This window comes from Exiguobacterium sp. s89, from assembly GCF_018617735.1.
Lineage (GTDB): Bacteria > Bacillota > Bacilli > Exiguobacteriales > Exiguobacteriaceae > Exiguobacterium > Exiguobacterium marinum.
Genome location: NZ_JACSKS010000001.1, coordinates 707,951 through 727,200 on the forward strand (window position 1 = coordinate 707,951; position 19,250 = coordinate 727,200).

Here is a 19,250-nt window from a genome sequence, read left to right on the forward strand (position 1 = left end):
ATATTCTTTAGTCGTCATTTTCAAGTATTATTCTAACCTTTCCCCTACGAGAAGGTCGAGTTGTTTTAAATAGCTACGTAGCACCTTAAACTGGTCTTCATGCCAAAATGCATCACTTTCGAGCATCGCCACAGCATCTTGTCTCGCCACTTCCATCACTTTCAAATCGAGAACGGGATCGGCGACCCGGAAGCTTGGTAGACCACTCTGCGCGGTACCGAAGAAATCACCGGCACCACGTAACTCCAAATCTTTTTCCGCTAATACGAAGCCGTCGTTCGTTTCAGTCATCGTTTTCAGCCGAACTTTTCCGACGTCGGACTTAGGGTCTCCGACAAGGACACAGAATGATTGATGGGCGCCACGACCAACCCGGCCTCTCAGCTGATGTAACTGGGCGAGCCCAAAACGTTCGGCATCATGAATGATAATGAGAGAAGCGTTCGGAACGTTCACGCCTACCTCGACGACAGTCGTCGACACAAGAATTTGTGTCGCATTATCGGCGAACGACTTCATCACGTCATCCTTTTCAGCACTCGATAACTTTCCGTGCATCAGTCCGACTTCATGATTCGGGAAGCGGTCTTTCAAAATTTCATACAAAGCCGTCGCACTCTCCACTTCGAGCGTATCCGACTCTTCAATAAGTGGCGCAATCACGTATGCTTGGCGACCGAGCGACAGTTCCCGATCGACCATCGAATGAACACGATCGATTTGGTCATGTTTCGCCCAATACGTTTCAATCGGTTTTCGTCCTTTTGGCATCTCATCGATTGTCGAGACGTCCATCTCTCCGAACGCGCTAATGGCAAGTGTTCTTGGAATCGGAGTCGCGGTCATATATAACACGTCCGCAAATTCAGCCTTGTCTCGTAGCTTCTTCCGCTGCTCGACACCAAAACGGTGCTGTTCGTCCGTGATCGCCAAATGTAAATTCGAAAACTCGACCGGCCCTTGAATGAGTGCATGTGTCCCTACGATGATGTCGACGTCTCTTGATTGGATTGCTGTAAGGAGCGCTTCTCGCGCCTTTCCTTTTACCGAGCTCGTCAACAGGGCGATCGTGATGCCAAACGGTTCAAACAATTCCTGTAAAGACGTCGCATGTTGTTCTGCTAAAATCTCGGTCGGCACCATCAATGCACCCTGATACCCTGCCATGACGGTCGCATACAAGGCAATCGCGGCAACGACGGTCTTCCCGCTCCCGACATCCCCTTGTAATAGTCGGTTCATCCGTTCTGGTTTTTCAAGGTCAGATACAATTTCACGGATGACCCGTGTCTGAGCTCCCGTTAACGGAAATGCGAGTCGTTTGACGAATTCATTCAATTGATGTTTGTCGAGTTGAAGGGCCCGACCGTTTCCTGACCGCTCCATTTTCCGAAACGCCTGCAATTTCAATTGATACATGAGACATTCTTCATATACATAACTTCGTCTCGCTCGTTTATAAGTGTCAACAGTATCTGGAAAGTGCATCCCACGAAGCATCGTCATCCGATCTTCTAGTCGATACCGGTCGCGAATGACTTGCGGCACCTGTTCCGGGAGATCGCTCACCTGTTCAAAAGCCAGTTTCACGATTCGACTGAAATTCTTTTGCGTCAGCCCGGCTCGAAGTGAATAAATCGGCTGTAGTCCGCCTGACGGGGCACCAAATTCGAGGTCGGTCGCGCTGATCGTCATCCGATTCATGTCCCATTTTCCTTTGACCGTCACCGTTTCGCCAATCACTAGCTTGTCCTTGTAAAACGCGCGATTGAACATCGTCACTTGAACTGCATACCGTTCTTCTAGTAATAGTCTGAACTGAAGGCGATTTTTACCTTTACTATAATAACGAACGAGCGGTTCGCCTTGGACTGTCCCACTCCATTTGACAAGGTCCCCATGTATAGCCGTGGTCACAGTTCCGCTATTATAATTCTCATAACGAAACGGGACGTGCTCTAGCACGTCCTCGATTCGAACAAGTCCCATCACTTCTAATTTTTTGGCCATTTCTGGCCCGACTCCTTTCAAAGTCGTCAGTCGTTCATTGTTTCGCATCTTCTTTCGCTCCAAATATATTTCGTTCGAGACGACGAGCCGTTGGTGTATTGGCAAGTCCACCTTTTGCCGTCTCTTTTAATGCGGTCGGCATCATTTGACCGACTTCATGCATCGCCGAGATGACTTCATCACATGGAATACGCGAGGTGATGCCCGCGAGCGCCATGTCTGCGGCGACAATTGCATTGGCACCACCCATAGCGTTACGTTTCACGCATGGGACTTCTACGAGACCCGCCACAGGATCACAGACGAGACCAAGCATGTTTTTAAGTGCGATTGCAAATGCTGTAGCCGATTGGTCCGGTGTTCCGCCGGCCGCTTCGACGATTGCAGCTGCAGCCATCGCGGTCGCCGATCCGACCTCGGCCTGGCATCCGCCCGCCGCTCCCGATATGGAGGCGTTGTTCGCCACGACGAATCCGAATGCACCTGATGTGAACAAGTAACGAATCATCGCATCACGGTCCATCTCGAGACGATCCTTCACTGCAAACAACGTTCCTGGCACGACGCCCGCGCTCCCCGCAGTTGGTGTCGCACAGATTCGTCCCATCGCGGCATTCACTTCGTTCGTCCCGATTGCTTTTGACACCGCATCTAAAATGAGGTCTCCGGCAAGCGATTTGCCTGAGCGAATATAGTCTTGCATGAGTACGGCATCGTTCCCCGTCAATCCCGTAACAGACGTGACACCTTGGAGCGCACGTTCGACCGCTTCTTCCATCACCTCGAGATTCCGGTTCATCATACCGATGATGTCCTCCCGACTTGAGCGTCTGACGTGCATCTCTTGTTCGATCATCACTTCAGAAATCGGAATGCCTCGTTCTGTGGCAATCGTCACTAACTCTTCTACTGATTTAAACATCACACATTCTCCTTATTCCCCAAAAATAGCTATCCGTTCAATTTGTGGCAACCGCTCGAGTTCTGCTAGCACGTCAGCAGGGATGGTCTCATCAATCTCAATGGCCATCAAGGCCTGCATTCCTTTTTCGTGACGGCTCACTTCCATATGACCGATGTTCAATTGGTGATTCGCCAAAACTCCCGTAACTGCTGCGATTGCACCGAATCGATCATGGTGTAAGACGACGAGTGCGGGTCCCCCTCCTGTCAATTTTAACGGGAACCCGTTCAATTCGGTAATTTCAATCGTTCCCCCACCGATTGAGACGCCGACGATTTCAAATGTCCCAAGTTCATCTTCGAGCAGGACGCGTGCCGTATTCGGATGATCTGTCAACAAATCACTCGTTTCAAAGATGACTTCGATGCCTTTCTCACTAGCGATGTCTAACGCCTGCGGGATTCTCAAGTCGAACGTATCAAATCCCATGATTCCACCGACGATGGCAACATCTGTCCCGTGACCTCGATATGTGTCAGCGAATGACCCGTAAAATGTGATATGCGCGGTACGTGGTGTTCTCCCGAACAACTTCCCTGCCATCAACCCAATTCGAGCGGCTCCTGCTGTATGTGAACTCGACGGACCGACCATGACTGGACCGATAATGTCAAACACACTACGATATTTCATCAATTTTCCCCCTTTCAAAAATCCCTACCTTCATTATACAGAAGGTAGGGACTTGAAACAGCTTATTCCACACTAAAAATATAAGAGTAAAGCGGTTGTTTGCCGTCGTGAACTTCAATTTCTATCTCGTCATTCACTGATTCGATATATGACGTCAACGCTTCTACATCTGATTCAGATGAACCTTCACCCGTTAAAATTGTGATGATTTCGTCATCCGCGTCGATGAGAGCATCGACTAGTCGCTTAGCCGCTTCAAGGCTTGATGAAGACGACGAGACGATTTTCTTCTCTGCAATCGCCATATGCTCGTCCTTTTTAATCTCAACGCCATCGATGCTCGTATCACGAACAGCGTACGTCACCTGGCCGGATTTCACTGTCTCAGCAGCCGACTTCATCGCTTGTTCGTTCATCTCGACATCTGCCTCAGGATTAAAGGCGATTGCTGCTGCAAGGCCTTGCGGGACCGTCTTCGTTGGAATGACCGACACGCCACAAGGTGCGACAGACGCTGCTTGTTCAGCAGCCATGATGATATTTGAGTTATTCGGGAAGATGAAGACATGTTCCGCATGTGCAGATTCAATCGCCTTGACGATATCTTCTGTTGATGGGTTCATCGTCTGTCCGCCTTCGATGACGTGTGCCGATCCGAGGGAACGGAACAACTCACTGACACCTTCACCCATTGCCACCGTCACGATTGCAAATGGTGCTTTTGGTTTCTCATCTTGTTGAACGCCTTGTAGATTTATGCCGTGTTCTTCTTCGAGAATTGTCGAGTGCTGTTGACGCATGTTCTCGATCTTGACTGCGACGAGTTCACCGAAGCGCTGCCCTTTCGTAATGACCTCACCTGGTGTCTCGACGTGAACGTGAACTTTTAATAATTCTTCGTCCGCGACGACAAGAAGTGAGTCCCCTAGTTCAGACAATTCGTTACGGAACGTGTCTTCGTTGAATGGTGTATCTTTCAACTTATCATCTTGGAAACGAACCATAATTTCCGTGCAGTAGCCGAATTCAATGTCTTCTGTTGACATGAATCCTTGCGCCGCATGCGCGTGATGCTCTGCCTCGATCAACGCATCCATCACTGGAGCATGAGGTTTTTCGAGTTCTTTGCCTTCTAGGCTCGCGAGGAATCCTTCATAGATGACGAGAAGTCCTTGACCGCCAGAGTCGACAACACCGACTTCTTTTAATACCGGTAACAAGTCCGGCGTACGATCTAACGATGCTTTCGCTTCAACGATGACACGTTTCATAAATTCAGTGAAATCACTTGTCGACTCTGATGCAAGGAGCGCTTCGTCGGCCGCTTCACGAGCAACCGTCAAAATCGTTCCTTCAACCGGTTTCATAACCGCCTTGTATGCCGTGTCGACACCTCGCTTGAGAGCTTCCGCAAAATCAACTGTCGTGAGTTCTGTCTTTCCTTCAACGGCTTTACCGAATCCGCGGAACAACTGACTTAAAATAACGCCCGAGTTCCCACGTGCCCCCATGAGCAGTCCGCGAGCGAACTTTGATGACACCTCTGCAATATTTGATGAGTTCATGGTCGCTACTTCTTTCGCACCTGACGTCATCGTCAAATTCATGTTCGTTCCCGTGTCTCCGTCTGGAACCGGGAAGACGTTAAGCGAATCTACATAATCTGCGTTTTGGCTCAAGTTGGTCGCTCCGTTCGCAATCATGTTTGAGAGCGCCAATCCATCTAAACGTTTTAAACCCACACCAAATCCTCCTCCGTTTTCGTCAGTCATTCGTCAGACGAACGCCTTGAACGAATATATTTACCGACGAAACGTTTAATCCTAAAGTTTCTCCGAGCGTGTACTTCACTCGGCTTTGCACGTTGTATGCGACTTCAGATACTTTCGTTCCGTAGCTTACAATGATGTGCATGTCGATATGTACGTCTTCATCTTCTTGACGTACGACGACACCACGTGCATAATTTTCACGTTTTAACAATTCAGCAATGCCGTCTTTCAATTGTGCTTGTGAAGCCATGCCGACCACACCGAAGCATTCCATCGCTGCACCACCTGCGAGTGTTGCGATGACGTCACTTGTGATGTCAATATTGCCATATGTTGTCTTCATTTCAATTGCCATATGGAGTAGCCTCCTTTATTCGGAATGATTCCTAATGTACATTCTACAATAAGTACCTAGTTATTAAAAGAACCTGCTCCAGAAACTCGGTCAATTAGCGCGATAACCTCATTCATTATTCAAATCCTTGCGAGTAATGTCAAGTTTTTTTCTTGTCATGGTATGATTTTCTAGTTGCATCGGGAAAAAAGCCGTGCTAATATAAACGAGTGTCTATTAGGACGAACCCACATAAAAAAGGAGGGGAAACGCATGGCACGTAAATGCTACGTAACAGGTAAATCACCTAAATCAGGTAACAACCGTTCGCACGCACTCAACAAGACAAAACGTACTTGGGGTGTGAACGTACAAAAAGTTCGTATTCTCGTTGACGGTAAACCGAAACGCGTTTGGGTTTCAGCTCGCGCACTTAAATCTGGTCTCGTTGAACGCGTATAATACTTATACACGAACGAATAAATCCCAACGGCATTCGCCGATGGGATTTTTTTTTGCTTATTTTTTGACGACCATGACGAGAACGATCCCCCGATGAACCGTCAATCGGGCAAATGCTTCAGTCCATTCATTGGAAATCGTCAGCGCTTCTTCACTCTTGATGTCATGATGTTCGAGCGGGTACTTGACACCATCAATAGAAATAGTCGCTGTCTTCCAAGGTATGAAAGACAAATAGTAGCCTTCTTTTTTTGAAAAGCTATAATCACCGGCTTTAACGAGATAGACCGTTTGACCATTCCCATGCAAAACCATCTCAGGATACTTCTCGAGCAAACCGACGTTCGCGAACGTCATATCGACTCGCCCACCGAGCGCCCCGTATACGTGCATCCTCGTTGCCCCTCGCTCTCTTGCCAACTGAAGCGCAATCTCAAGGTCCGTCATATCTTTCTCGGACGGATAGCGTAACGCTTCTTTCGGTGGTTTTCCCACAAACGAGTCAAAATCTCCGACCACAACGTCCGGTTCAATCCCTTCATCTAACAGTCTCTGATAACCTCCATCAACACCGATGACATAATCGGCATGACGCGGTAAAGGAATAACTTCCGGACTTGCCGCGACGATCAAGACATTCATTGACGAATGTCCCGTGTAGCTACACGTGTGAAACGTGGAGCTGTTGTAAAGAGTAATACTAATACGATGGCTGAAATAATAAAGGATGGGGCCATGTACGTCGCGTTATAACCGAGTGAATACGCTACGACCGGACCTTCCGCATACTCGGCGAAAAAGACGATACCCGAGATGACATGTGCCGCATAACGCAACACCGACCCGATCAAGGCACCGAGCACCAAATATGTCGCGAGTGTCTTCGTCGCACCTTGACCGGCCGCCTGTTTCACACGACCAGCAAACATACCCGCCATACCGACGAGGCCATAAGCGACCGTATAGTCGAGCAAGAACTGTACAGGTGTGAAGATGTAGGCACCGAACAACAGTTGAAGCGTCCCGACGAGTGCACCTGTCGCAAGTCCCCCTTTCAATCCGTGACGGAATGCCATCACAAAGATTGGGAGCATCGCTAGACTAATCGAACCCCCTTGTGGCAAGCGGTATGGGATGAGTAAATCAAAGATTAGCCCGAGCGCCGCAAACAATGAAATTTCGATGAGCGCTTGTAATTTAAAACGTGATTTCATCTTTCTTCCTCCTTTAACTGTTTGAACGACAAAAAGCAGCATGACGTAAACGCCATGCTGCTTAGATTCGCAACGTGCATTTTCGCCACATCCCTACGTCCGTGTGAACGGAACAGGTTCAAAGGGTTAGCGTATGCCTCTCAGCCACATCATGTGACACCCCTTGCGACAATATCTTGTTGTTCTATCGTTGATTATACACGAGATGCGCCACGAATGCTATCGATGGCTGCTTTATAATCCGGTTGATTGTAGATGGCCGAACCGGCAACTAGTACATCGGCACCCGCATCGATGCAATGTTTCGCCGTCTCTTCGTTGACCCCACCATCGATTTCAATTTCAAAATCAAGTTGGCGATCCTGACGCAGTTGGTTGAGCGCTGAAATTTTCGGTACGACCGATTCAATGAACGCTTGTCCACCAAACCCTGGGTTGACGGTCATGAGCAATACCATATCAACATCTGGGAGCACATGTTCGATCGTCGACAATGGTGTATGCGGATTCAAGACGACTCCACATTTCGCACCAGCCACTTTGATTTGTTGCAAGACACGATGCAAATGGTTCGTTGCTTCCACATGAACGGTCACGATATCCGCGCCTGCCTTCACAAAATCTTCCACGTATCGCTCCGGTTGGTCAATCATCAAGTGCACATCGAGGACCATATCTGATTTTTTACGTAAGCTCGCGAGCACAGGTAGACCAATCGAAATGTTTGGCACGAACTGACCGTCCATCACATCGAAATGGATATAGTCCGCTCCCGCTTCTTGAACAGCTTTCACTTCTGCCTCCAAATTGGCAAAATCGGCAGCTAAAATGGATGGTGCAATTTTAATCATCTGTCAATACCTCCGTTTTCGATCATTTAACTCTTCCATAAAGGTAACATAATTATCGTAGCGAGTTGAAGCAATTTTACCATCTTGAACGGCTTGTTTAATGGCGCAGCCTGGTTCGTTGATGTGAACACATCCTCGGAACTTGCAATCGTCGTGTCGTTCGACAAACTCCGGGAAACACCATCTGAGCTCATCAGTCTCGAGTTCCTGTGGAAACTCCAAACTCGAAAATCCCGGTGTATCTGCTACTAGTCCGTCCGCCAATTGAATCAACGTCACATGACGCGTCGTATGCTTCCCCCGACCGAGCGACTTGGAGATTTTACCGGTTGCTAACTCGAGTTCTGGTGCGACTGCATTCAGTAGCGAACTTTTTCCGACGCCCGTCTGCCCGGCAAAGACACTCGTCTTCCCTTTAAAGAGTCTCCGTACTTGCTCGACTCCATCCGAAAGCTCCGTTGACGTCTCAATCACATCATATCCGATTGCACGATAGCAATCGGCCGCCTCTTGAATCGGTCCGGTTTCTGTTTCACTCAGCAAGTCCATCTTCGTCAAGACGATGATCGGATGGATCTGTTTTGACTCAATCAGAATGAGGAATCGATCAAGCAAATGATAGGAAAATGCTGGCTCTTTTACTGAAAAGAGGAGAAATGCTTGATCGATGTTGGCAATCGGCGGTCGGACGAGATGGTTCTGACGCTCCTCTACTTCAAGAATATATCCGGTCCCATCCTCTTGGTCTTGAATCACTACATCGTCACCAACTACAGGCGAGATGTTACGTTTCCGAAAGTTTCCTCTGGCGCGACACCGAATCTCTTGATTCGATTCGGTCATGACATCATAAAATCCACCCTGTAAGCGAATAATCGTTCCTTTCAATATGACTACCTCCTTTAAAAAGAGGTGACGCTACCGTCACCTCTTTATTGTGCCTCTTTGGCTTGCGCATATGTGACTGAATCGGTTCGGACGATCTCACCATCAACTTCAATCGTTGCTGTCCCGACTTCGTTGGGGGCAATGACGAGCGTATACGAATACGTTGTTGTTTCTGTGATTTCATCTCGTAATACTTCAATTTCACCACGTGCATCGACCGTACGAATGACGACTTCGACCGCTTTCGGTTTTTTGTCTTTATCCGGTTGCTCGACTTCGACACTGACTTCTCGTTCAATCGAAACATCGGTCGGTTCAACGCCCTCTGAGACGATGACTGTGAGTTCTGTACCAGGGTCAACTGCAGTCCCTGCCGTCGGAAGTTGGCGGATGATTTGACCTTTTGGAACACTTGTCGAAAATTCATCACGTCTCACAATTTTCAGTTTGTTTTGCTCAGCATAGGTCGATGCTTCCTCGAACGTGTACCCGGCAAGATTCGACAGTTCCACTTTGTTGCTTCCTGTCGATACGACGAGCGTGACCGTTACTTCGGACGGCACGACCTCTTCACCTGGTTCGAGCGATTGGGAAATAACATCTCCATTGTCGACCGTTTCTGAAGCCTCTGTTTTAATTTCAAGGTCACTGAACGCCAAGTCTTTTAGCATTCGTTCAGCCGCAGTTTGCGAAAGTCCTTCCACATTCGGCATCTCGACCGTCTCTTTACCGGCAGAAACGACAATTGACACCGTCGTGCCTCGTTTCGGTTTACGTCCTTCTTGAGGGTTTTGCGAAATGACCTCACCTTCTTTGACGTCATCGCTCGCCCGCTCTGTCACTTCGACGACAAAGCCTGCGTTTTCAAGTTCAGACGTGGCATCACCGATGCTCATTCCGACAACATCAGGTACGACGGCACGTGACACCTCATCAGCGACCACGTATGCTGCGATACCACCACCAATTAATAACACGACGAGCAAAATCCAAATCCACCATTTACGCTTCTTCTTTTTGACGGGTGGCTGTTCTTCAGCTTCCTGCTCTTTTGATGCAGAAATTGAAGATGTCGATCCAGGTGTTTCCGTTTTTTCTTCAGTCATAATTGGTGTCATGACGAGCGTTTTGTCGAACTCATCCTGATTGGTTGGGAGACGTCTCGGTTCATCGGCACGTTCACGACTCAATGCGGTCATACAATCTTTCTTGAAGGCTGCAACCGAAGTATGACGGGCTCCCGGTGACTTCGCCAACGCTTGCATGACACAGTTTTCAAGTGCTTGGGGAATATTCGGATTCAAGTCCATCGGTCGAATTGGATCGTCCTGCAGATGTTGAAGCGCAACGGCAACCGGTGTCTCTCCTATGAACGGCACACGACCTGTCAACAGCTCATAAAGGACGGCACCGAGCGAATAAATATCTGACTTCTCATCAGCAAATTTACCACGTGCTTGTTCAGGCGAGAAATAGTGGACAGATCCAAGTACCGACATCGTATGCGTCAACGTCGCATTCGACATCGCAACCGCAATCCCGAAATCGGTCACCTTCACGTTTCCAAGTTGATCAATCATCATATTTTGTGGTTTGATATCACGATGAATGATTCGGTTCGCATGGGCATGATCTATCGCATCACAAATCTGTCCCATGATACGCAGTGCCTCATCGACAGATATGTACTCTTCTTGCAAATATTGTTTCAATGTCACCCCATCGACATGCTCCATGACGATATAGTACAAATCTTCTTCATCGCCGACGTCATAGATGGCGACGATATTCGGATGGTTCAGACTCGTAGCCGCATGGGCTTCTCGCTCGAACCGGCGTATAAATTGTTCGTTATGTGAGAATTCAGATCGCAACACCTTGATGGCGACGGTTCGGTTTAAGATCTCGTCATGAGCTCGGTAGACATTTGCCATGCCTCCGCTGCCGATTTGTTGTTCGATCCGATAACGATCGTTGATTCGTTCTCCGCTTCGCATCGGATTCATCCTCTCTTTCTATCTGTAAATTGAATGAGGGCGACCGTGATGTTGTCGCTCCCTCCCAATTGATTGGCTTCCGCAATGAGTTGTTCAGCTTTTTGTTCAGCCGATACAGCTTGTTGTAAAACGTGTTGAATCGCCCCATCGGTCATATGCGTCGTCAATCCATCCGTACAAATTAAAATCACATCAAACTCAGGGTCAGCGAGCACTTGCACGTCAGGTTTGACCTGTTCGCTTGAACCGATCGCCCGAGTGATGACATTTCGTTTCGGATGAATCCGCATCTCTTCTTCCGTCAATTCACCGAGCTGTTTGAGCACGTTGACGTAAGAATGGTCTTCCGTAAGACGTCTCAATTCGTTCGCTTGGAGCGCATAGACACGACTATCTCCAATATGGACAATAACAACCGTCTCCCTGCTCCAACAAACGGCCGCTACAGTCGTTCCCATCATGACGAGATCGGATTGCTTCGCAAATTGTAGCACTTGTTCATTCGCCAGGTCGATGTGATGGCGGAACCATCGTTCGATTTCGACAGGAGTTTGAGGGAGCGACGGGAAAGCACGTCGAAACTCTTCAATCACGATTTGACTCGCGACCTCTCCCGCTGCATGTCCACCCATCCCGTCTGCAACTAGCGCAATTCCTGATAAGGTATCGCCTAAGATTAAAACTGCATCTTCATTTTGTGTGCGTACTTGTCCGCGATCTGTTCGAAATGCTAATTCCATCTATCTGATTACCTCGTTTCTTGTTCGCGCTCCTTCGCTCGAAGCTGTCCACAAGCGGCATCGATATCCGATCCTTGCTCGCGGCGAATCGTTACGTTCACGTTGCGGTCTTTGAGCACTTTTTCAAAGGCGAAGATTTGAGCTCGTGGTGTCCGTACGTAATCACGTTCGAGTACATGGTTGACGGGGATCAAGTTGACGTGACATTTGATTCCTTTCAATAGGTCCGCTAAAAGATGGGCATACTCTTCCGTATCATTTACGCCACCGAAGAGTCCATATTCAAACGTGATCCGACGACCGCTCTTTTCCGTGTAATAACGGACCGAGTCCATCAACTTGTCTAAGTCAAAGGCACGGTTGATTGGCATGAGCTTGGTGCGCAATTCAGTCGTTGGCGCGTGAAGCGAAATGGCGAAGTTGATTCGCATTCCTTCATCGGCAAACTTATAAATTTTAGGAACGATCCCACTTGTTGATACCGTGATATGACGCGCTCCGATGTTGAGCCCGTTGTCATGGTTGACCGTACGTAAGAAACGCATCAACTCATCGTAGTTGTCGAACGGCTCGCCGATTCCCATGACGACGACCGAGTCGACACGCTCTCCTGTTGCGTCTAATGCACGCTGCACGTCGAGAACCTGCGCCGTGATTTCACCGGCTTCTAAATTTCGTTTCAATCCACCGAGTGTGGACGCACAGAACGTACATCCGATGCGACATCCGACTTGTGTCGTGACACAAACTGAGTTTCCGTATTCGTGACGCATAAGAACCGTTTCAATCGAATAACCGTCTTGTAATTCAAATAGGAACTTGATTGTACCGTCCTGTGATTCTTGTTTGACCAATTCTTTTAATGTCGTCAATTGGAAGGATGCTTCAAGTTTGTCGCGAAGCGCTTTCGGGACGTTCGTCATATCGTCGAAAGTTATGACACGTTTGACGTACATCCAGTCATATAACTGTTTCGCTCGGAATGACTTTTCTCCTGCTTCGATCACCCATGTCTCGAGTTCAGGAAACGTCAACGAATAGAGTGACGGCTTTGCGCCTACGAGTGGATTCTTTTCAACTGCTTTTGGATTCATTGTTTTATACCTCTTTCTTAAATGCGGCGATATAGAAGCCGTCGGTACCGAATGTCGTCGGTAATAATTTTAGTTCAGCACGGTCCGATTCCATGATCGGACGAACAGATTGCGGGAGACGTCCTTTGAGCGTTTCGTCCCACGCCAATCCTTTCGACAGAATGTAGTCAGCCTGTATCTCATTTTCAGACGGGTCGATCGTACATGTCGAGTAAACTAGCGTACCACCTGGTTTGAGCAGTGGCAATACGGCATCGATGACTTGTCGTTGGATCTTTGGTAAGTTTTCAAGCTGGGTCTTATCCTTCGTCCATTTAATATCCGGCTTCCTGCGAATGACGCCGAGTCCTGAACACGGAACGTCTAAAAGAATCCGATCAAAGCTCTCTCGTTCAAACCGTTCACCTGCTAAACGAGCATCAAGGGCAAGTGCGGTCACTCCATTGATGTGTAAACGTTTGGCTTGCTGGTCGATCAACTTTGCTTTATGTGGATGTAAATCTAGTGCGGTGAGCGACCCATTTTCCATTCGCTCGGCCGTATGCATCGCCTTCCCACCAGGGGCGGCACATGCGTCCAAAATATGATCATTTGTCGAAACACCGAGAGCATCTGCGACAATCATCGAACTCTCATCTTGAATCGACAAAAGGCCTTCCTCGATGAATGAGGTCGAATGGACGTTTCCGGACTCTACTACTAATCCATCGATGGATAGTTCAGACCGCGACGTCAGAACACCTGCGTCAGCCAATTTGTTCATCATCTCATCTACCGTAATACGTTTGCGGTTGACCCGAACCGTTACAGGAGCAGGTTCGTTGTTCAATTGACAAATCGCCTCTGCCGTCTCGACTCCATACAAGTCAATCCAGTCTGCGACGAGCCATTCCGGGTGACTATGCTCGATTGAAATCCTTTCCGCGTCGGTCAAGCCACTGAAGTCCGGAAACCCTTCACGGAGGACGTTACGTAACACCCCGTTCACAAACTTACTCGTTCCGAGATGATGCCCCCGTTTCTTCGCGATTTCGACCGCTTCATGTAGGACGGCTCGGTCCGGTACTTTATCGAGATAAAAGAGTTGATACACACTCATTCGAAGTAGCGGGATGACGAACTTATCGAGCTTTTTCGGGGAACGAATGCGATCTTTTAAAATGTAATCGAGTGTTCCCTTACGGCTTAGTGTCCCGTAAACGAGTTCTGTATAAAGGCCGACATCTTTTGGGGTCACCTTTTTTTGTTTCAATGTGTCATTGACGGCAATCGTAGAGTACGCGCCGCCCTGTTCAATTTTCATCAGCGTATCAAGCGCTGCTTCACGTACGTTCATGATTTCCTCCTAATCGGTCGCCAACACGTAGCTTCTGTCCGGCGCCACGCATGAAGGTCGCACCATCCATTCGTTTTTTACCGGCCGGTTGCAAATCCGTCACTTTGATGGCAACATCGTTTCCGGTCGCCACGACAAATCCGTCTTCTTCGAGACGAATAACTACTCCAGGTTGTCCTGTGCCGGTCGTTTTTTCTCCCATGAACAACTTCACCCGTTCTCCGTCCAGTGTTGAATAGGCAGTCGGGAAGGGATTCATACCTCGAATATGGTTGTATATGGCTTCCCCGTCCATCGTCCAATCAATCTGTTCCCGCTCACGGCTGATATTTGGCGCAAATGTTACCTCACGTTCATCTTGAGGGACTGCTTCAATCCATCCTTCCAAGAAGGCCGGAAGGGTGCGAATGAGCAGGTCACTGCCTGCTACAGCTAGTTTATCAAACAATGATCCGACTGTATCCGTTTCTTTAATCGGTACAATCGTATTGGCAATCATATCACCTGCGTCCAACTTGTCGACCATATACATGATCGTCACACCCGTCTCAGACTCACCATCGAGGATCGCTTGATGAATCGGTGCACCTCCACGGTATTTTGGAAGAAGAGAGGCATGGACATTGATGGCTCCGTTTGGCGGTGCCTCGAGTAATCCAGTCGGAACGATTTGTCCGTACGCCGCTGTGACGATGAGGTCTGGGCGTAACTCTAAAATCTCTGCATAATCTGTTCGAACTTTCTCGGGCTGTAGAACCGAAATCCCATGACGAAGGGCACATTCTTTTACAGGCGTCGGCTTCAGCTCACGTTTTCGACCGACCGGTTTGTCGGGCTGAGAAACGACACCTACGACATTGTATCCTTCTTCAAGCAGTCGCTCAAGTACAGATACGGCAAACGTCGGCGTACCCATGAAGACGATGCGTTTGTCCTTCCCGGAATTAGGCACCGCGAGCTTGTCTGTGAACAAGACGCCGTCCAGATGGTCCATCTCATGTTGAATCGCACGGGCAAAAAAGCCATTCGCTTTAACCGTATAAGTACGTCCTTTCAAGTCCTGATTTTTGACGACAATCGATTCATGTCGTTCCACGAATCCGAATTCACCCGGGATACTTAAACATCCTTCAAGTCCGACTTCTCGACCTGACGTCTCAATGATTTCCGGATTGATCAAGACGAGCGGTCCCGTCTCATCGTCTGTATGGACGACCGCAAGTCGCTGATTCAAATTGACTTGCGGTGCCGCGACACCGACTCCATCATACTCATACATTGTATCGAATAAACGGTCGACCGTTTGACGTAACTTTTTATCGAACTTTGTCACTGGTTCGCACGTCACGCGTAAAATTTCATTTGGTACTTCTACTACTTTATACATGTCTCTCCACCTCACATGAATACGTATGGGTTCACATCGATACTCATTTGATATTCTTTCTTACTGATCGCTTTTGCTCTTGCTTGCTGTAATCGTGCCAGCTCCACATAGAGCGCTTCGGGTTGCTTCGTTTTTATAAACACTTGATAGCGATACGCGTTCTTCAGCTTTGACAAAGGCGCAGGCATTGGACCGTTCAAGCGGCTGTTTTCCACTTGCGCTTGTAAAAAGTCGGATGCGAACAATTCCGCCTCACTCTTGGCGACAAGCGGATTTTCCGCCGAAAACGTGACGAGCGTCAAAAACCAATACGGAGGATGATTTCCGACTTGCCTTAGACCCATCTCTTTGGCAAAAAACGACTCATAATCATGTTCACTCGCTGTTTCAATCACATAATGGTCAGGATTATACGTTTGGACGAATGCTTCACCTGGAAGTTTTCCCCGTCCCGCACGTCCTGCCACTTGTGTGACGAGCTGGAAGGTACGTTCGGTCGCCCGAAAATCAGGCATTCCGAGCGTCGCATCCGCTGCGAGCACCCCGACGAGTGTGACGTTCGGGAAGTCGAGTCCTTTTGCGATCATCTGCGTGCCGAGTAAAATATCAGCCTCTCCTTCTTCGAAACGGCGCAACAATTGCTCATGTGAACCTTTTCGTGACGTCGTATCTTGATCCATACGAATGATGCGCGCCTCTGGAATTCGGTTCAGTAATTCTGTCTCGATTTTTTGAGTGCCTGACCCGAACTGTTTGATTTTCTTACTGCTACATGACGGACACGTCGATGGCATACCTACCTCGTAGCCGCAATAATGACACTTCAACCGGTCCCCATGTTGATGATACGTTAAATTGACGGCGCAATGCGGACATGTCATCCCTTCTCCACAATCACGGCACATGACGAATGTAGTAAACCCGCGACGATTTAGCAAAATAACGCACTGCTCTTTTTTCTCGATTCGGTCGAGGATGCCGTTAAACAATTCTTCCGAGAACATTGTCGTATTGCCCTTGGCCAGCTCACGACGCATATCGATGATGTGGACCGGCGGCATCTCGCCACCATACCGCTCTTTCAAATGTAAATAGCGGTAGACACCTTTTTGTGCTCTAGCATACGATTCAAGTGATGGGGTCGCACTGCCTAATACGACCGGACACCCATGATACCGCGCCCGCCAAATGGCGACATCACGCGCATGATAGCGCGGATTCTCTTCTTGCTTGTACGTCGTCTCGTGCTCTTCATCTAATATGATCAGACCAAGTCGGTCGAGCGGGGCAAAGATGGCAGAACGTGCGCCGACGACGACGTCGACTTCACGACGTTTGATTTTTCGCCACTCATCATACTTCTCACCTTTTGAAAGTGCACTGTGTAAGACCGCGACCCGTTCACCGAACCGTCGCTTAAACCGTTTCACCATCATCGGGGTCAAGCTGATCTCAGGGACGAGTAAGATCGCCTGTTTCCCTTCATCGATGACTTGTCCGATTGATTCTAAATAGACCTCAGTCTTCCCACTCCCCGTCACACCATGGACGAGAAGTGTCTCGCCCGCGTCCGCCTCATGGATGGCCTGGACCGCTCTCGCCTGACTGTCATTTAATTGGACCGTTTCTTTGACTTGTTCAATCGTCGCGTACGGATCACGATTCAATTCTACCTCGGTCAATCGAACTGCACCTAAGTCCGCGAGCTTTTGTAGCTGCGGACGGGTCAATCCGATTTGTCGAAGCGCGGACCAATACATACGAGGAGTCTCTTCAAGCTGACGGATTGCCTCGAGTTGCTTTTTCGCACGTTTCGAGACGACAGTCGCATCGAGTAGCTCGACAAGGACATCGGTTTTGACCGTTTTCTTTTCTTTCAAGACAGGTGCAAGAGTCAATTCCCCCTTTTTAGCTAGCCCGAGGATGAGCGATTGTACGTCTTTCGGATATTCAGACAGATGCGTTCCTAAACGGACACCGTCTGGGACCTGACCTTCTTTGATTTCTTTGTCATAGCTGACCTTGAGCGCAGCCGGGAGCATCGCAAGAAGAGCGGATGACCGAAAGCAAAGCGTCGTCTCTTTCACATGGATTGACAGGTCGAGTAATTCTTCCGTGAGTGAGGATTCCTCATCTAACAAGGCTTCTAACGGTTTCAATCCTTCTCTCGTCCCGTCTGACGTTCCGACGACGATTCCGAGTAAACGTCGTGACCCGAACGGAACCGATACACGCATACCTGGTTCAATCAACGTCTCAAACTGTTCGGGTACTTCATAATCAAACGGGCGATCAATCGTGATCACCGGCGCATCGACATGAACATGTGCAATCATCGGACCGCTTCCTTAAAGTATGTGAGCAACTCGAAGGCCAACTCTTTTTTCGATTGTTTCGGCAACTTAAGAATCGATCCGTCCCCGCTAAACAAGACGACCTCATTGTCGTCCGCACCGAAGCCGATGTCACTGCCAGATACATCGTTAGCAACGAGGAAATCGACATTCTTTCGCTTCAGTTTGGCTGCCGCATGCTCCTCAAGTCGTTCCGTCTCTGCCGCAAAGCCGACCAACACTTGATGGGTCTTCTGTTCACCAAGTGTCTTTAAAATGTCTGTCGTTTCTTCAAGTTCGATTGTGAGCGGACCGTGAACCTTTTTATGTTTTTCTGAATAAACGTTTTTCGGGCGATAGTCCGCGACCGCTGCCGACTTCACAACGAGGTCGAGCAACTCGAAGCGGCTCGTCACTTCTCGAAGCATCTCTTCACTCGACTCGACCGGAATGGCCTTCACACCGTCTGGGACCGGGACTTGAAGAGGACCGTGGACGAGTGTGACGCGGGCGCCCATGTCACGTGCCACTTCAGCGAGCGCTACACCCATTTTTCCAGATGAGTCGTTTGATAAGTAACGGACCGGATCGATGCGTTCGACAGTTGGACCAGCCGTGATCAATACTTCTTTCCCCATATATAGTTTCGGAACGAACTGACTCTCGATGATGCGAACCAAATCTTCAGGTTCCGGTAGACGTCCACCGCCAATCCAACCACATGCCAAATTGCCGACGCCGGGCTCAATCAACTGATAGCCGTATGATTTCAACGTCTCGATGTTTCGCTGCGTCGCAGGATGTTCGAGCATATTCACATTCATCGCCGGTGAGACGATAACTGGACACTTCGCCGCCAAAATCGACGTCGTGATGAAGTCGTCGGCAATCCCGTTCGCTAATTTCGCAATGGTGTTTGCCGTTGCTGGAGCCACGACGATCAAGTCGCTCGAGTCGACCACATCGATATGGGCAATTTTTGTCGGGTCATGTTCTTCGAATACGTCCGTATAGACCGGGTTTCGACTGAGTGCCTGGAAGGTCGCCTGACCCACGAATTGTTCTGCTGACTTTGTCATCGCGACGTGAACATTCGCTCCGGCTTGAACCAATTTCGATGTGAGCGAACACGCTTTATAAGCCGCGATGCCACCACTCACACATAACAAAATAGTACGATCCTTCACCATTCCCAAACTCCCCCTTATAGACAATGAGACCCAAGTCGCAAACGA

The 19,250-nt window shown here is 48.8% G+C and carries 17 protein-coding genes and 1 riboswitch; of the genes, 1 reads left to right on the plus strand and 16 read right to left on the minus strand.

Annotation, left to right across the window (positions count from 1 at the left end; all coding sequences use genetic code 11):
• Positions 1 to 27: 27 nt before the first annotated feature.
• The 5 genes from recG to KNO96_RS03675 form a co-directional block, all read right to left on the minus strand.
• Positions 28 to 2,058, minus strand: a complete 2,031-nt coding sequence (gene recG, locus KNO96_RS03655; protein WP_214698191.1) for an ATP-dependent DNA helicase RecG — start codon at positions 2,056 to 2,058, stop codon at positions 28 to 30.
• Entirely contained in the window at positions 2,045 to 2,932 is an 888-nt protein-coding gene (sdaAA, locus tag KNO96_RS03660; protein ID WP_026826282.1) for an L-serine ammonia-lyase, iron-sulfur-dependent, subunit alpha, read from the minus strand. The genes recG and sdaAA overlap by 14 nt, the downstream gene beginning before the upstream one ends.
• A 12-nt stretch (positions 2,933 to 2,944) precedes the next feature.
• Positions 2,945 to 3,607 carry an L-serine ammonia-lyase, iron-sulfur-dependent subunit beta gene (gene sdaAB / locus KNO96_RS03665; RefSeq protein WP_214698189.1) on the minus strand — a complete coding sequence of 221 codons (663 nt, stop codon included), beginning with the start codon at positions 3,605 to 3,607 and terminating at the stop codon, positions 2,945 to 2,947.
• A 62-nt stretch (positions 3,608 to 3,669) separates the two neighbouring features.
• The gene (locus KNO96_RS03670; protein ID WP_214702259.1) at positions 3,670 to 5,349 is read right to left on the minus strand and encodes a DAK2 domain-containing protein; all 1,680 of its coding nucleotides are present in this window, start codon (positions 5,347 to 5,349) and stop codon (positions 3,670 to 3,672) included.
• A 22-nt stretch (positions 5,350 to 5,371) separates the two neighbouring features.
• Positions 5,372 to 5,734, minus strand: coding sequence for an Asp23/Gls24 family envelope stress response protein (locus KNO96_RS03675; protein ID WP_015881350.1), 363 nt, complete (start codon positions 5,732 to 5,734; stop codon positions 5,372 to 5,374).
• 252 nt (positions 5,735 to 5,986) lie between these two features.
• On the opposite strand from KNO96_RS03675, the gene rpmB reads away from it, so the two are divergent.
• The gene (gene rpmB / locus KNO96_RS03680; RefSeq protein WP_015881349.1) at positions 5,987 to 6,175 is read left to right on the plus strand and encodes a 50S ribosomal protein L28; all 189 of its coding nucleotides are present in this window, start codon (positions 5,987 to 5,989) and stop codon (positions 6,173 to 6,175) included.
• Positions 6,176 to 6,232: 57 nt separating this feature from the next.
• Here the strand turns inward: rpmB and KNO96_RS03685 are convergent, their stop codons facing one another.
• The 11 genes from KNO96_RS03685 to coaBC all read right to left on the minus strand — a co-directional run bounded on the left by KNO96_RS03685 (position 6,233) and on the right by coaBC (position 19,205).
• Positions 6,233 to 6,817 (minus strand): thiamine diphosphokinase, encoded by a 585-nt coding sequence (locus tag KNO96_RS03685; protein ID WP_214702260.1) that lies wholly within the window; start codon positions 6,815 to 6,817, stop codon positions 6,233 to 6,235.
• On the minus strand, positions 6,814 to 7,389 hold the full coding sequence (gene thiT / locus KNO96_RS03690) for an energy-coupled thiamine transporter ThiT (RefSeq protein WP_026826286.1): 576 nt from the start codon (positions 7,387 to 7,389) through the stop codon (positions 6,814 to 6,816). Before thiT ends, KNO96_RS03685 begins: the two co-directional genes overlap by 4 nt.
• Positions 7,390 to 7,462: 73 nt before the next feature.
• Positions 7,463 to 7,563: riboswitch (TPP riboswitch) on the minus strand.
• Positions 7,564 to 7,583: 20 nt separating this feature from the next.
• Positions 7,584 to 8,240, minus strand: coding sequence for a ribulose-phosphate 3-epimerase (gene rpe / locus KNO96_RS03695; protein WP_026826287.1), 657 nt, complete (start codon positions 8,238 to 8,240; stop codon positions 7,584 to 7,586).
• 3 nt (positions 8,241 to 8,243) lie between these two features.
• On the minus strand, positions 8,244 to 9,131 hold the full coding sequence (gene rsgA / locus KNO96_RS03700) for a ribosome small subunit-dependent GTPase A (RefSeq protein WP_214702870.1): 888 nt from the start codon (positions 9,129 to 9,131) through the stop codon (positions 8,244 to 8,246).
• 41 nt (positions 9,132 to 9,172) lie between these two features.
• On the minus strand, positions 9,173 to 11,125 hold the full coding sequence (pknB, locus tag KNO96_RS03705; protein ID WP_214702261.1) for a Stk1 family PASTA domain-containing Ser/Thr kinase: 1,953 nt from the start codon (positions 11,123 to 11,125) through the stop codon (positions 9,173 to 9,175).
• Between the two features lie 5 nt (positions 11,126 to 11,130).
• On the minus strand, positions 11,131 to 11,865 hold the full coding sequence (locus KNO96_RS03710) for a Stp1/IreP family PP2C-type Ser/Thr phosphatase (protein WP_026826290.1): 735 nt from the start codon (positions 11,863 to 11,865) through the stop codon (positions 11,131 to 11,133).
• An 8-nt stretch (positions 11,866 to 11,873) separates the two neighbouring features.
• The gene (gene rlmN, locus KNO96_RS03715) at positions 11,874 to 12,959 is read right to left on the minus strand and encodes a dual-specificity RNA methyltransferase RlmN (RefSeq protein WP_214702262.1); all 1,086 of its coding nucleotides are present in this window, start codon (positions 12,957 to 12,959) and stop codon (positions 11,874 to 11,876) included.
• 4 nt (positions 12,960 to 12,963) lie between these two features.
• Positions 12,964 to 14,295, minus strand: a complete 1,332-nt coding sequence (rsmB, locus tag KNO96_RS03720; protein ID WP_214702263.1) for a 16S rRNA (cytosine(967)-C(5))-methyltransferase RsmB — start codon at positions 14,293 to 14,295, stop codon at positions 12,964 to 12,966.
• Positions 14,282 to 15,682 carry a methionyl-tRNA formyltransferase gene (gene fmt, locus KNO96_RS03725; protein WP_214702264.1) on the minus strand — a complete coding sequence of 467 codons (1,401 nt, stop codon included), beginning with the start codon at positions 15,680 to 15,682 and terminating at the stop codon, positions 14,282 to 14,284. Before fmt ends, rsmB begins: the two co-directional genes overlap by 14 nt.
• Positions 15,683 to 15,693: 11 nt before the next feature.
• Positions 15,694 to 18,018: a primosomal protein N' gene (gene priA / locus KNO96_RS03730; protein ID WP_214702265.1), complete on the minus strand. Its 2,325-nt coding sequence runs from the start codon at positions 18,016 to 18,018 to the stop codon at positions 15,694 to 15,696.
• Entirely contained in the window at positions 18,015 to 19,205 is a 1,191-nt protein-coding gene (gene coaBC, locus KNO96_RS03735) for a bifunctional phosphopantothenoylcysteine decarboxylase/phosphopantothenate--cysteine ligase CoaBC (protein ID WP_214702266.1), read from the minus strand. The genes priA and coaBC overlap by 4 nt, the downstream gene beginning before the upstream one ends.
• Positions 19,206 to 19,250: the final 45 nt, after the last annotated feature.

Coding starts and splice junctions, on each gene's coding strand:
- recG (WP_214698191.1), bottom strand. CDS start 2,058: ATGCGAAACAATGAACGACTGACGACTTTGAAAGGAGTCGGGCCAGAA.
- sdaAA (WP_026826282.1), bottom strand. CDS start 2,932: ATGTTTAAATCAGTAGAAGAGTTAGTGACGATTGCCACAGAACGAGGC.
- sdaAB (WP_214698189.1), bottom strand. CDS start 3,607: ATGAAATATCGTAGTGTGTTTGACATTATCGGTCCAGTCATGGTCGGT.
- KNO96_RS03675 (WP_015881350.1), bottom strand. CDS start 5,734: ATGGCAATTGAAATGAAGACAACATATGGCAATATTGACATCACAAGT.
- rpmB (WP_015881349.1), top strand. CDS start 5,987: ATGGCACGTAAATGCTACGTAACAGGTAAATCACCTAAATCAGGTAAC.
- KNO96_RS03685 (WP_214702260.1), bottom strand. CDS start 6,817: ATGAATGTCTTGATCGTCGCGGCAAGTCCGGAAGTTATTCCTTTACCG.
- thiT (WP_026826286.1), bottom strand. CDS start 7,389: ATGAAATCACGTTTTAAATTACAAGCGCTCATCGAAATTTCATTGTTT.
- rpe (WP_026826287.1), bottom strand. CDS start 8,240: ATGATTAAAATTGCACCATCCATTTTAGCTGCCGATTTTGCCAATTTG.
- pknB (WP_214702261.1), bottom strand. CDS start 11,125: ATGCGAAGCGGAGAACGAATCAACGATCGTTATCGGATCGAACAACAA.
- KNO96_RS03710 (WP_026826290.1), bottom strand. CDS start 11,865: ATGGAATTAGCATTTCGAACAGATCGCGGACAAGTACGCACACAAAAT.
- rlmN (WP_214702262.1), bottom strand. CDS start 12,959: ATGAATCCAAAAGCAGTTGAAAAGAATCCACTCGTAGGCGCAAAGCCG.
- rsmB (WP_214702263.1), bottom strand. CDS start 14,295: ATGAACGTACGTGAAGCAGCGCTTGATACGCTGATGAAAATTGAACAG.
- fmt (WP_214702264.1), bottom strand. CDS start 15,682: ATGTATAAAGTAGTAGAAGTACCAAATGAAATTTTACGCGTGACGTGC.
- priA (WP_214702265.1), bottom strand. CDS start 18,018: ATGATTGCACATGTTCATGTCGATGCGCCGGTGATCACGATTGATCGC.
- coaBC (WP_214702266.1), bottom strand. CDS start 19,205: ATGGTGAAGGATCGTACTATTTTGTTATGTGTGAGTGGTGGCATCGCG.